General features: G+C 64.8%; 10 protein-coding genes. 1 reads left to right on the forward strand and 9 read right to left on the reverse strand.

The genetic code is table 11. The annotated features are described in order from the left end of the window. Positions 1-95 precede the first annotated feature (95 nt). The 7 genes from B586_RS15940 to B586_RS15970 all read right to left on the reverse strand — a co-directional run bounded on the left by B586_RS15940 (position 96) and on the right by B586_RS15970 (position 10,266). Positions 96-2,078, reverse strand: coding sequence for a vWA domain-containing protein (locus tag B586_RS15940; RefSeq protein WP_054879448.1), 1,983 nt, complete (start codon positions 2,076-2,078; stop codon positions 96-98). Next, a complete protein-coding gene (locus tag B586_RS15945; protein WP_054879447.1) occupies positions 2,071-3,465 on the reverse strand; it encodes a magnesium chelatase ATPase subunit I in 1,395 nt (464 codons plus the stop codon). The genes B586_RS15940 and B586_RS15945 overlap by 8 nt, the downstream gene beginning before the upstream one ends. A gap of 72 nt (positions 3,466-3,537) precedes the next feature. Beyond that, positions 3,538-5,289: a cyclic nucleotide-binding and patatin-like phospholipase domain-containing protein gene (locus B586_RS15950; protein WP_236971304.1), complete on the reverse strand. Its 1,752-nt coding sequence runs from the start codon at positions 5,287-5,289 to the stop codon at positions 3,538-3,540. 347 nt (positions 5,290-5,636) lie between these two features. Continuing rightward, entirely contained in the window at positions 5,637-7,208 is a 1,572-nt protein-coding gene (gene purH / locus B586_RS15955; RefSeq protein ID WP_054879445.1) for a bifunctional phosphoribosylaminoimidazolecarboxamide formyltransferase/IMP cyclohydrolase, read from the reverse strand. Beyond that, complete coding sequence (gene purN / locus B586_RS15960) at positions 7,205-7,852, reverse strand: phosphoribosylglycinamide formyltransferase (RefSeq protein WP_054879444.1); 648 nt, start codon at positions 7,850-7,852, stop codon at positions 7,205-7,207. Before purN ends, purH begins: the two co-directional genes overlap by 4 nt. A gap of 155 nt (positions 7,853-8,007) precedes the next feature. Further along, positions 8,008-9,318 carry a cell division protein PerM gene (locus B586_RS15965; protein ID WP_054879443.1) on the reverse strand — a complete coding sequence of 437 codons (1,311 nt, stop codon included), beginning with the start codon at positions 9,316-9,318 and terminating at the stop codon, positions 8,008-8,010. Between the two features lie 39 nt (positions 9,319-9,357). Further along, positions 9,358-10,266: a DUF5336 domain-containing protein gene (locus tag B586_RS15970; RefSeq protein ID WP_054879442.1), complete on the reverse strand. Its 909-nt coding sequence runs from the start codon at positions 10,264-10,266 to the stop codon at positions 9,358-9,360. 254 nt (positions 10,267-10,520) lie between these two features. Here B586_RS15970 and B586_RS15975 point away from each other — a divergent pair, with 254 nt between their 5' ends. Continuing rightward, on the forward strand, positions 10,521-11,369 hold the full coding sequence (locus tag B586_RS15975) for an LLM class F420-dependent oxidoreductase (protein WP_054880865.1): 849 nt from the start codon (positions 10,521-10,523) through the stop codon (positions 11,367-11,369). 17 nt (positions 11,370-11,386) lie between these two features. On the opposite strand, the gene sucD is transcribed toward B586_RS15975, so the two are convergent. Both sucD and sucC read right to left on the reverse strand, forming a co-directional pair. Next, positions 11,387-12,289: a succinate--CoA ligase subunit alpha gene (sucD, locus tag B586_RS15980; RefSeq protein WP_054879441.1), complete on the reverse strand. Its 903-nt coding sequence runs from the start codon at positions 12,287-12,289 to the stop codon at positions 11,387-11,389. 21 nt (positions 12,290-12,310) lie between these two features. Next, a complete protein-coding gene (gene sucC / locus B586_RS15985) occupies positions 12,311-13,474 on the reverse strand; it encodes an ADP-forming succinate--CoA ligase subunit beta (protein ID WP_054880864.1) in 1,164 nt (387 codons plus the stop codon). Positions 13,475-13,762: the final 288 nt, after the last annotated feature.

Raw genomic sequence — 13,762 nt, forward strand, 5'->3', positions numbered from 1 at the left:
ACCTACGGCGTGGGCGAAAGTGCAACTACCGACACGTTTCCCGAGTAGCGGCGTAGCCAGTTGCACTTTCGCGGTTCAACTAGTCGCGATCGCCGCTAGCGACGCCGCCGCGACCGCAGGTAGTCGCCCACCACGGCCGCTCCCAGCCCGTCGAGATCAGGCACCACAACGCGCCCCTCGACTCGTCGCGCAACCTGGTCGATAAACCGTGCCAGGCCGGGATCACTGCCTAGCCGGAAGATCGTGACTTGCGCACCTAACCTTGCCATATCGTCGAACCCACGCACGGTGTGGGCGATGGTCCGCGGATGCGGCGGGTAATCAAAAAACACCGCAGAACCGTCGCCGTCGACGTCCTCCAGGTGGGCGGTCGGCTCACCGTCGGTCACCACCAGCACAACGGGCTGCGCGCTTGGGTGTCGGCGCAGGTGACGGCCCGCCAGCGCGAGCGCGTGATGCAGGTTGGTGCCCTGCTCGTAGACGCCTTCCAACCCGGTCAGCTCGGCGGCTGTCACCGTCCGGGCATACCGACCAAACGCGATGATTTGCAAGGCATCCGACCGGAACCGCGTGCACACCAGGTGGTTGAGCGCGAGCGCCGTTCGTTTCATCGGCAGCCAGCGATTCTCCATCACCATCGAAAACGAGGTATCCACCAATAAAGCAACCGCAGCCTGGGTGCGCGTCTCGGTCTCGGAAACCTCCACGTCGTCGACTGCTATCCGGAGTGGGCCACTCGGCCCATTCAGCGGGGCTGTTCCCGCCTGCCGCAACACCGCGTTGGTCAGCGTGCGGGAGATGTGCCACGGCTCGGTGTCACCGAACTGCCACGGGCGAGTCGCGCCGGTGAGCTCGCCGGCAGCCCCGGAGCGCCGATGGTCACGTTCGCCACGCCGGCCGGAAAGTTGTTGCACCACATCACGTAACGCCGTCTCACCGAGCCGGCGCATGGCCTTGGGGGAAAGCCGCCACTGGCCGTCGGAACCGCGATCCAGGAAACCCTGATTGACCAGCGCGCGTTCTAATTCCGCGAGTGTTCGAGCATCGATCGCGGCCTGGTCGCCGAGCTGGCGGGCCAGCGCGTCCAGGTCCACGTCGTCCATGGTGGCGCCCGGATAGCTCTGCGACAGCTGCTCGGCGAGCTGCTCCAACTCGGCGATATCGGTCAACGCCTGGGTGCCTTCGCTCATGCCGAACGGATTGTCGCCAGAGAACTCCTGCGACCCGGTCCAGTCCTCGCCAGGGCGTGCGGCTTGCAGATGTGCGTCCAGTCGGTTGAGCGCTTGCATTAGCCGCGGAGACCCAAATGCTTGCTGTGCCAAAGCATCCAGTTCGTGTCGCTGCTCTTCGCTCAGGCTGTTGCGGAAGCGTTGCGCGGCAGCGGCTCGTTTCGCCAGCGAGTCCAGCAGCTCCTCGACATTGCGCGGGTTTTCCGGGAAGAACTCGCCGTGCTTGTCCATGAATTCTTGAAAATCCTGCCGAGTGTCCTCGCAGCGGGCGTGCTTGTCCAGCAGGTCGTTGAGGTCGTCGAGCATCTCATTGACACGCTGGCGATCCTCATCGGTGGCGTGTGACAGCGCCTGTTTCATGCCCGCGAAGCGTTGGTCCAGCATCTCGCGGCCGAGCAAATCCTTGATCTGCTCGTAGGATTCGCGGGCCTCGCCGCTGCGCCAGGTGTAGTCGGACAGTTCCTGGACAGCCTTGGCCGGTGACGGCGGAAGCGCGTCCAGTTGCAGCTCAGCGAAGCGGGCGTCGTCGTCCAGCGCGCGGGCCAGTGCCTTGCGTTCGGCCAGCACAGCCTCGTCGAGCAGCTTTTTAATCTCCTGCAGGAGGCCGTCTAAGTTGTTGCGGCGCAACAACTCCCGTCGGAGTCGGTTCGCCTCAGCTGCTAGCCGGTCGGCCCCGGTCATAGTCTTGGTACCCCGCCGCAGCAGCTCGGACAGGGCGCGCCGGGGCGAGGTGCCCGCCATGACGTCCTGGCCGATCTGTTCCAGGGCCTCACGCAGATCCACCGGCGGGGCCAGCGGGTCGGGTCCACCGGTATACGCCGAGTAGCGCGACGAGTGTCCCCTACCCATAGACGGTTTGGCCTTGCCCGGACACCTTGTCGATACGCTTCGCGAGGTACAACGCCTCCAACGCCAGTTCCAGCGCCGCGGCGCGTTCTCCTTCGGATTCGGCGCTCAGTTTCCTCGCGATTCTGTCCACAACCGGCAATCCCGGGACGGCGGCCAACACATCCTTAGCCGACACCCGCTCGCCCGTCGTCACCGCGGCACCGCCCTCGACGGCAGCCACCAACGAGCCGACGTCCACAGCGTTCGGGCCGCCCAGCACCCTCGAGGCGGTGTCCGCGGTCGCGCGGCGCAACAGGTGCTCGAGCACCGCCTGTTCGCGGCCTTCCTCGCCGGACTCAAACTCCAGCTTGCCGCGCAGCACATCGATCACAGTGCCCAGGTCGACGATCCGGGCTACCGGATCGGTCTCTCCCAACACCGCGCCGCGGTGCCGGGCAGCGGCCGCGACCGTCTCGGCGGCCGCGATCGCGAACCGCGCCGACACCCCGGACCGCTGATCGATCGAAGGGGACTCCCGCAGGTAACGGGCAAACCGCGCGATCACCTGCGTCAGGTAGTCGGGCAGCTGTGCGCTCAGGTGTGCTTCTTGGGCGATGACGCCCATCTCCGCCTCCAGCTCTTGCGGGTAATGGGTGCGGATCTCGGCGCCGAATCGGTCTTTGAGCGGAGTGATGATGCGACCACGGTTGGTGTAGTCCTCGGGGTTGGCGCTGGCGACCACCAACACGTCCAGCGGCAGCCGCAAAGTGTAGCCGCGAACCTGGATGTCGCGTTCCTCCATGACGTTGAGCATCGATACCTGGATGCGTTCGGCGAGGTCGGGCAGTTCGTTGACCGCCACGATGCCGCGGTGGGCGCGCGGGATAAGCCCGTAGGCGATGGTCTCGGGATCCCCGAGGCTGCGCCCCTCGGCGACTTTGATCGGGTCGATGTCACCAACCAGGTCGGCGACGCTGGTATCGGGGGTGGCCAGCTTCTCGGTGTAGCGTTCACTGCGGTGCTTCCACTCCACCGGCAGGGCGTCGCCGAGCTCATCGGCCCGCCGGATCGACTCCGGCGTGATCGGGGAGTACGGATGCTCACCCAGCTCGGCGCAGGCGATCACCGGCGTCCACTCGTCGAGCAGTCCGACCAACGCCCGCAGTAGCCGAGTCTTGCCTTGCCCGCGTTCGCCGAGCAGGACGAAGTCATGACCTGCGATCAGCGCCCGCTCCAGCTGCGGCAACACGGTCTCGTCAAACCCCAGGATGCCCGGCCAAACATCGTCTCCCTCGGCCAGCGCGGTCAGCAGATTCTCGCGGATTTCCTGCTTGACTCCCCGTTCACGATGACCGGAGGCGCGTAATTCGCCGACCGTGCGGGGCAGATTGCTCGGTGAAGTCACCACTCCACGCTACGACGGGATACGGACATGCGTAATGGTTCTTCAGTTGAACAGTGGGCCGCGGTGCCCGTGGACTCAGCTAGCGAGGTGGGGCTGTGCTTCGAGAACCGCTCGGGCCGCGATCCGACCCGCGTCCAGGGCGGCATCAACCTTCTTGAAGTCCAACGGATGGATCGATGAAACGTCCGGCTCGATGATGGCCGCGATTCGCGGAAGCTCGCGCAGATTCGCGGTGGAGGCCGCAAGATCAAAGGCGCGAAGCAGCGTCTCTTGTAACGGCGGTAGGGCAACATCGGTCCCGGTCAATAGCCGCCGGACGAACGCGGGAGGTTGAACGAACGACGGCAGCAGACCAAAGCCCTTCGACGGCACGTACGTTCGACGCAGATCGACGCAGATGACTTCGCCGTCTGGGTCGGCGCACATCACGTCGGCCGGAAGGTTGTTCAACAGTCCACCGTCGACCAGGATCTGCTTGCCATATTGGACAGGCGGCAGGATACCGGGGATCGCGATCGAGGCGCGCACCCCGACCGACATCGGCCCGCGCCGATGGATCACCTGATCGCCCGTGGTGAGGTCTGCCGAAACGCAGAAGAACTCTCGTGGCAAGTGCTCGATCAAGGTGCCGCCACAGAATTTGTCGATTACCCGATCGAAGCGTCCACCTCGAGTGAGAGCGACGGCCGGGACCGCGTAATCGCCTAATGGGTTGGCCTGCGCAAAGAACTCATGGACATTAGCGATCGCATCATGGGGGTCCATCCCGAGCGCGAAGCCCGCAGCCGCAAGAGCACCCGCGCTCGTTCCGCCAAACCGATCGATGACAACGCCCGCCCGAGTGAGCTCGTCGTAAACACCAAAATGTGCCAGCCCTCGAACGCCGCCACCTGCCAGCACCAGACCTAGGGATCGGCCGGCGATTCTGCGGGCGAGCGCACCGATGCCATTGTCGTCGGCGTGGTGGTGTGAGATCGGGTCCAGCAGATCCCACCAACTCGGATCCGGTTCTGCGATGCACGTAATCAGGTGGACTGGCCCGTGAGTAACAAGTTGATCGACCGCCTCCGGAGGATGTGGTTGGTCCACCAGCACCACAAGTCGGTCACTCTGCGCGCCAACAAATCGTCGCCACAGGTCGCCTGAGCCTCGGTCGGCCACCACCAGGACCCAATCGTTGCTTCGCTCCGCCCGATCCAGGGTTGCGCTGAACGCTTCGACAAACTCGCCGTAATCACCGACTGCGGCCGTTGTGTCGACGGGCGGCGCGACCACGGCGGTCTTGCCGTAGCAGGCCAGGCGCGTCGCCACCGCGTCGACAATCGGCGCCGCGGCCGCGTCCCCCGTCGAGAGGATGCCGATGACCCGGGGACGCCGAGAGATGTTCGCAGATCGAGACTCGCGAAGCATCCCCGCCATTGCACGCAGCATCACCGATTGCAGTTGCGGAGTCGTGGTGAGCAGATCGGTAAACGTGTCAGCGGCCACCTTCCAGACGAAACCGTCCCGAAGAGCCCGTACATCAGCCGACCGGACAGTCCCCGCGATCACGCCCAGCTCCCCGATCGAGTCACCGGATGCCATCTCAGAAATCACGTGTTCATCGACATCGACAGCGGCGAATCGCCCCGAGTCAACTATGTAGATGGCGTCCGATGGATCTCCCATCCGAAAGAGCCACTCGTTGGCCTGGACATGGTAGCGATCTACGGCGCTACAGAGACGATCGATCTGGTCGTCGTCGACGTCGGCGAGTATCGGCACACTCCGCAACGCAGTTCGCTTATCCACCCCACGCCGGTTGCGCCGCGGCCGTTCATCGCCCACTGGTGCACCCGCCATCAGCTCGGCAGGTCGCCGACCGTGGCTGGATCGCTGATACCCGCGAGGTGCTGTTTGAATGCCATGATCGCAGCAGCGTATCGGGTTCTTTGTGGCCTCGTAGTCGAATGCCGCGGCCGACAACGGGTAATGCGAGCACCTACGCCCGCTGCGTGGCCACACAGCGGGAACAAGATCGCGGCCGCATCGAGCAGACCGACACCATGAGTCGATGCGTCGGCAGCAGGTTTAAGTGGCATCCGGAAACAATAGCCATACGAATGTTTCGTGCGTATGTCACGCAACTGGTCAGGCCCAGCGCCCCGGGCCTGACTCGCCTGGCCGCACCCGGTCTAGTGCGCGAAGTGGCGAGCTCCGGTGAGATACAAACTGACCCCAGCGTTGGCCGCGGCTGCGGTAACTTCCTCGTCACGCACGGAGCCTCCGGGGTGCACTATCGCCGTGACTCCGGCCGCGGCCAGCGTCTGAAGTCCGTCAGCGAAGGGGAAGAACGCGTCGGAGGCCGCCACCGCGCCACGGACCCGGTCGCCGCCACGCTCAACGGCCAGGCGGGCGGCGTCAACCCGGTTGACCTGACCCATGCCAACACCGATAGTCGCGCCGTCGGCGGCAATCACGATCGCGTTCGACTTCACCGCACGGCAGGCACGCCACGCAAAGACCAAGTCCGTCAACGTCGCTGGGCCGGCCGGTGATCCGGTCGCCAAGGTCCAGTTCGCCGGGTTGTCACCGGCCGCGTCAAGCTGGTCGGGTTGCTGGATCAACAGTCCCCCACTGACCGGCCGCAGCTCGCTACCCCCGCGTAGCGGTTCAGAGGCCACCAAAACCCGGACATTCTTTTTGCGGGCCAGCACGTCGACGGCGCCTGGCGCGTAGGCGGGCGCAACGATCACCTCGGTAAAAATGGTGCTCACGTACTCTGCCATCTCAAGGCTGACTTCGGTGTTGGCGGCGATAACTCCGCCGTAGGCACTCAGCGGGTCGCAGTTGTGGGCCTTGCGATGTGCGTCGGCGACCGACACCGACGAGATTGCAATCCCGCATGGGTTGGCGTGCTTGATGATTGCCACGCACGACTGCTCGTGGTCGAAGGCAGCACGCCAGGCCGCGTCTGCGTCGGTGAAGTTGTTGTAGGACATATCTTTCCCGTGCAGCTGCTCGGCCTGCGCCAGGCCCGGCCAGGCACTGGGGTCGCTGTACAGGGCCGCCTGCTGATGCGGGTTCTCGCCGTAGCGCAGCATTGCCGAGCGACGCCAGCTCCGGCCAAACCACTGCGGAAACGCCGTCGGTGGCTGTTCGGGCGCCAGCGTCGACTGCATCCAGCTGGCGACGGCGATGTCGTACTCCGCGGTGTGCTGAAATGCCATCGACGCCAGCCTTTTACGCTCAGCGAGGGTGAATCCGCCGCCGCGCACCGCAGCAAGCACGCCAGCGTACCCGAGCGGGTCGGTGACCACCGCCACGCTGGGATGGTTCTTCGCGGCCGCCCGCACCATCGAAGGTCCGCCGATATCGATCTGCTCGACACATTCGTCGACCGTCGCACCGGACTCGACCGTCTGGCTGAACGGATACAAGTTGACGACAACTAGTTCGAATGCCTCGATTCCGAGTTGCTCAAGCGCCGCGGCGTGCTCGGGTTTGCGCAAGTCGGCCAGCAGGCCGGCATGAACTCGCGGGTGCAGCGTCTTGACCCGGCCGTCGAGCACCTCGGGGAACCCGGTCAGCTCCTCCACAGGTGTCACCGAAATCCCTTTATCGGCAATGGCCTTCGCTGTAGATCCGGTCGAGACGATGTCGACGCCCGCCGCACTCAGACCCTGGGCAAGGTCAATCAGGCCGGTCTTGTCGTACACACTGATCAACGCGCGGCGAATCGGCCTTTTTGACTCGTCGGTACTCATCCTATGGTCGCCTTTCGTCCGATCGTCGCTTTTCTGCCGACCAGGGTCACGCCACCGGTCGCGATTGCGGCCACCACGTCGACCAATAGCCGCCGTTCGGTGACCTTAATGCGTTCATGCAAAGTCGCTATGTCGTCGCCGTCGAGCACCGGAACGGGTTGCTGCGCCAATATCGGCCCGGTGTCGGTGCCGGCATCCACCAGGTGCACCGTAGCGCCGGTGACCTTCACACCGTATGCCAACGCGTCAGCCACGCCATGCGCACCCGGGAATGCCGGGAGCAGCGCCGGATGAGTATTGACGATACGGCCAAAGAATCGTGAAAGAAACTGCGGCCCAAGGATTCTCATAAATCCCGCCGAGACAACCAGATCGGGCGTGTGCGCCGCGGCGGCTTCGGTGATCGCGGCGTCCCAGGCATCGCGCCCGGGGTGGTCAGCGAGTCGGACGGTAAAGGTCGGCACTGACGCCGCCTTGGCGATCTCCGTCGCCCGACAGGCACGATCGACACCGACGGCCACCACCCGCGCCGGATAGTCACCGACGGCGGCGTCGATCAGTGAACCCAGCAGCGAACCGGTGCCCGATGCCAGCACCACCACCCGCGCCGGTGCACTGGGGGGCACACAGAGCGGTTCGGCCACACCGCGAGCGTAGTCCGGCGACGATGGCGGCCACGCAAGCGGCCGCAGAAGAACCAGACATCCGACTTAGTCGAGCGGATCCTTGGCCGAACGTGAAGCCAGTCGCACGTTCGTGACCGAGCGTGCGCCCAGCCGCACGTTCGGCGCCGATGCGGCTAATCCTCGGCCTCGGGGGGTTCGGCTTTGGGCACTTCGTCGTCTCCAGAGACGTCGAAGGCAACGTTGAGGTCGTCGTCGGTGGACGCACCGTGGTTTACCGACGCTGCGTCGGCGTGCTCTTCGATCGGCGGGGCGGGTGGTGGTTTGGGCTGTCCGGGAAGCCTCCTGATCCCGCCGGCCACGACCACCGTGACCCAACCAACGACAGCGAACCAGAAGAAGACGCCGACCACCAGGGTGCCCTGATCCACGCCCACATCGCCGAAATTGCCCAGCCGACCGCTCCCGGCGTAGCCAAGCAATGCCATCATTAGTGCCCCAGCCACCGCCGCGACCAGCAGCTTAGCCATCGCGGTAACCAGAGGCAGCGGATGTCTGGCGCATTGTTGCCCGACCGCCACCCCCGATGACGCGCCGATGATCAGCAGGGCGACCCAGACTGGCGCGAGCGGCGGCACGGGAGCCGCGGCTAATACTGGCAATGCCGGGATATCGCCACCAAAAACAGTGAACGAACTAAACGTCGCAAAACCAAGGTGGGCACTGGAACCGACCGCGACCGCCGCAGTGCCCACAATCACATTGGGCGCATACAGTACCGACAGCACTGTCAAGCTGAACTGGCCGAATATCGAATCGGTGATGCCGTAAAGCTCTTGCATTGTCGCCCAGTGCACAACCAGCGACCCCGCCGTCACCAGGCCGGAGAGCCCAAGCAACGCCAGCACCCCGGCTGTCGCGGCGCGCACCGAATCACCCACCCAGTCCGGCAGCCGCGATGCCGTCAGCACTCGTCGACCCACCCGCGAATTCACCCCGATCGCCGCACCGATGGAATGCACCACCAGCACGCCGGTGAACGCGCGCAAGGCGTTGGGCGTCTGCAGCTCGGTCAGCACCGACGACGCGTCATGGATAACCGCCAGCGCGATCGCCGCTATCAGCAAGGGCCCGCCCAACGCGGACGCGACAACCCACCGGACAACAAGCCACGACGAGGACGCGGAGGTGGCCCGCGAAGTGCTGCGTGCAGTAGCCCACACCATCAACAGGACCGGCAGCAGCGGCATTACGCCCAGTTCGCGGCCGCCAATTGAGGTCGGCACCTGGTGCACGCCGAGCCAGATACTGGCGATGGCGCCCAACGCGCCGGTCATGTCGCTGTTGGCCATCAGCAGCTGGAGCAGCGTGACCGCGGCGATGATGACCAGCGCCACCACTGCCGGGCCGAATGCGACCCTTACCAGGTCACGCGCCTGGCGAGCACCCGCGGCCCGATTGTCCTCACCTTTTGGCACCCTTTTCATTCCCGGCGCATATGCCCAGCTAGGCGCGAAAGCGCCCGGTTAAACCGGCGCTGACCCCGACGATGACGACGTCGAATCCTGACCCTGACCGTAGGACTGCTGACTCCCGGTGGGATTGGAGTAACTGACCGGAGCCGAACCCGCCTGCGACCCGGTGCCCGCACCGACCGATGGCGGGCTAAAGCTTGGGAAGCCGGTGGGTGGGGTCGCTGGTCCTTGCTGCGCCGAGTGCTGCGCGCCGAATCCGCCCGTGGTCGGCATCCCGGCCTGGGTCGGAGCCTGGCTTGAGGTATATCCACCGTACTGCGACCCATACCCGGCGGGTGACTGCTGCGGGCTGTGCGCGTGCAGTCCGACCTGCGGCGGTCCACTCGGCTGGCCGTAATACGACTGAGGCCCGTACTGGCCATACTGCCCGTACTGGCCATACTGCGGGTAAGAGTCGTACCTCGGCCGCGGTACCGGTGCAGTGATAACACCCGCCTCCAGCAGAAGCGCGGCGACAGCAGCGATCGCTTGGAGCACGCTGCAAGCCAGAACGAACCACATCGCCCAACCGATCGAGACGCCGGCGGGCATATTGATCATCTCCGAGACCGCCAGCAGCGCACCCAGCACCGCGATCGCCCCGACTACCCCGGCGTTGCTCTTCGCCTTGGGCAGCAGGGCCAACCCGGCAAGCAGGGCGGCCAGCAGCGCAACGACGACCGCAGTGCCGGCATCACCGGCGCGTCCACCGGAGCCCGGACCGAGGTCGGCGCTCAGGGTAAACGTCGGGCCGAAATTTCCGAGATACGCTGCCAGACCGAGTACCACCACCGCGATCGTCAAGTAGTGGGAAAGCTTGCTCTCACCGTCGTCGCTTTTGGCAAAAGAGAGTGTGGCGCCAGGGTAGGACCCGGCGGGCTGCGCGGGTGGATATCCGGGACTACCGGGCGAGTAGGTCATGACTCCTCCTGTTGCTTCCAGTGCCGTCACGGCGCCACTGCTGCAGTGCAACGCTGTGCTCCCACGCGCGCCGTTGGATAAACGCCTAAATTGGCAGCGCTTACGTTGCGACGCATTCGATCACCCACGCTAGCGCACGTTGGGGCGCCCGCGCCGGGGCCACCTGCGTGTCAACTCGCCCAGCACCGATGGCCGCCGCAATCGTCGGCTCGACCGCTTGCCCGCCGCAGGTGGAACACGTTCTAATTCTCGGCATGGACTACGGGCTTGTGCTTTTCACCAGCGACCGCGGCATCACCCCCGCCGCGGCCGCCAAGCTTGCGGAGAGCCACGGCTTTCACACGTTCTACGTGCCCGAACACACCCATATCCCGGTTAGGCGCGAGGCAGCCCACCCGACGACCGGTGATGCATCGCTGCCCGACGACCGCTATATGCGCACCCTTGACCCATGGGTGAGTTTGGCCACGGCGTGCGCGGTGACGTCGCAGGTTCGGCTGTCCACCGCGGTGGCGCTGCCCGTCGAACATGACCCCATCGCGCTGGCGAAAAGCATTGCCACCCTGGACCATTTGTCCAGCGGCCGAGTGAGCCTCGGCGTCGGGTTCGGGTGGAATACCGACGAGCTCACCGATCACGGCGTGCCACCCGGGCGGCGCCGCACCATGTTGCGCGAATACCTCGAAGCAATGCGGGCGTTGTGGACACAAGAAGAAGCCAGCTACGACGGCGAGTTCGTCAGGTTCGGGCCTAGCTGGGCCTGGCCCAAGCCGGTGCAGGCGCACATTCCGGTGCTAGTGGGTGCGGCGGGCACCGAGAAGAACTTCACCTGGATCGCCCGCAACGCCGACGGCTGGATCACGACTCCGCGTGACTGCGACATCGACGAACCGGTGAAGCTGCTGAAGGACACCTGGGCGGCCGCTGGCCGTGACGGTGCTCCCCAGATTGTGGCCCTGGACATCAAACCGATGCCCGAGAAGCTGGCCCGGTGGTCCGAGCTCGGGGTGACCGAGGTGCTGTTCGGCATGCCGGACCGCACCGAAGACGAAGTCGCCGGCTACGTCGAACGGCTAGCCGGCAAACTGGCCGCTGCGGTGTAGCACACTCGAGCAGCCCATTACAGGGTGCGCAGCATTTCGCGGGCCAGCGCCGCCGTCTCCGACGGAGTCTTACCGACCTTGACGCCCGCCGCCTCCAGGGCTTCCTTCTTAGCGGCCGCGGTGCCCGACGAGCCGGACACGATGGCACCGGCGTGGCCCATCGTCTTGCCTTCCGGCGCAGTGAATCCCGCGACATATCCGACGACGGGCTTGGACACGTTGGCCTTGATGTAGTCGGCGGCGCGCTCTTCGGCATCCCCACCGATCTCGCCGATCATGACGATGATCTTGGTATCGGGATCTTTTTCGAAGGCCTCGATGGCGTCGATGTGGGTGGTACCGATCACCGGGTCGCCACCGATACCGATCGCGGTGGAGAAGCCGAAATCGCGGAGCTCGAACATCATCTGGTAGGTCAAAGTGCCCGACTTGGACACCAAACCAATCGGACCGGCTCCGGTGATGGTGGCCGGGGTGATGCCCACCAGCGCCTGGCCGGGCGTGATGATGCCGGGGCAGTTCGGCCCGATGATGCGGGTCTTGCCGCCCTTCTCCAGGTTATAAGCCCACGCATACGCAGTGTCCTGCACTGGAATTCCCTCGGTGATGACCACCAGCAGCGGGATCCCGGCGTCGATCGCTTCGATGATCGCGTCCTTGGCGAACTTGGGCGGCACGAAGATGATCGACACGTCGGCGCCGGTCTTTTCCATCGCCTCCGCGACGCCGCCGAACACCGGCAGCTTGATGATCCGGCCGCCCTTGTCCTCATGCGTGACGGTGGCGCCCGCCTTGCGGGCGTTGACGCCGCCCACGATTTGGGTGCCCGCCTTGAGCATTCGAGCGGTATGGACGGTGGCCTCGCTGCCAGTGATGCCCTGGACGACGACCTTGTTGTCTTTGGTCAGAAATATGGACATGTGAGTCATGGGTCCTTTCGCTCAGGCGCTCGCCAGCTCGGCGGCCTTGTCGGCGGCCTCGTCCATCGTCGGAACCAGCGTCACCAGCGGATGGTTGGCCTCAGCCAGGATGCGTCGGCCTTCTTCGACGTTATTGCCGTCCAGGCGCACCACCAAAGGCTTGTTAGCCTCCTCGCCCAAGATTTCCAACGCCTTGACAATTCCGGTGGCCACGGCGTCGCACGCGGTAATCCCGCCGAATACGTTGACGAACACGCTCTTGACTTGCTCGTCGCCCAAAACCACATCCAGACCGGCGGCCATCACCTCGGCGGAAGCGCCACCGCCGATATCGAGGAAGTTGGCCGGCTTAACGCCCCCATGCCCTTCCCCGGCATAGGCGACGACATCGAGGGTCGACATCACCAGACCGGCACCGTTTCCGATGATCCCCACCTCGCCGTCGAGCTTGACGTAGTTGAGGTCGTGCTGCTTGGCCTTGAGCTCCAGCGGGTCGGTGGCGTCGCGGTCCTCGAAGTCGGCGTGCCCGGGCTGGCGGAAGTCGGCGTTGGCGTCGAGCGTGACCTTGCCGTCCAGCGCGAGGATCTTGTCTTGCGGATCGCGTACCAGCGGGTTGACCTCCACCAGGGTGGCGTCCTCGGCGACGAAGAGCTCCCACAGCTTGGCGATGGTGACCGCGGCGGTGTCCAGTACCTCAGCCGGCAGATGGCCCTGCTCCGCGATGGAACGCGCGAAGGCCAGGTCCACGCCCTTGACGGCGTCCACCGGGATCTTGGCCAGCCGTTCGGGCTTGGTGGCGGCCACCTCTTCGATCTCCATGCCGCCTTCCACCGAACACATCGCGAGGTAGGTCCGATTGGCCCGGTCGAGCAGGAAGGAGAGGTAGTACTCCTCGGCGATGTCGCTAGCTTCGGCCACCAGCAATTTTTTGACGATGTGGCCTTTGATATCCAGGCCAAGAATGTTCTTGGCGTGCTGGTAGGCATCGTCGGGGGTGGCGGCGTATTTGACGCCCCCCGCCTTGCCTCGCCCGCCGGTTTTTACTTGCGCTTTCACCATCACCGGACGACCGATCTCGGTGGCGATGGCTTTAGCGCCTTCTGCGCTATCGGTCACCCGCCCCTGTGTGCCAGGTACGCCGTGCTTGGCGAACAATTCCTTGGCTTGATACTCAAAAAGATCCATGGGCTCACTGTCTTCGCATTGGCCAAATAGGTAGGCGGTGCCATATTCGGCAACACGCACGGTGGAACTGTAGCCACACGCCAAACGGCGGCTAACGCCGCATCCCACCGATGTGAGACCAGTCACCAATTGTTAATTAGCCCGTAACGTGATCCCAATCACAATCTCGGGCGGAATATGTCTCAGATTTGCCAGCAGCATCCGCTAGCGGCTACCGTCTCAGGGTCCAGATAACGTTATGGTCACGATCCGAGGACATTTCAGTTGCCCCAGTACCATCTCGTTCGC

This window comes from Mycobacterium haemophilum DSM 44634 (genome assembly GCF_000340435.2).
Taxonomy (GTDB): Bacteria; Actinomycetota; Actinomycetes; order Mycobacteriales; family Mycobacteriaceae; genus Mycobacterium; species Mycobacterium haemophilum.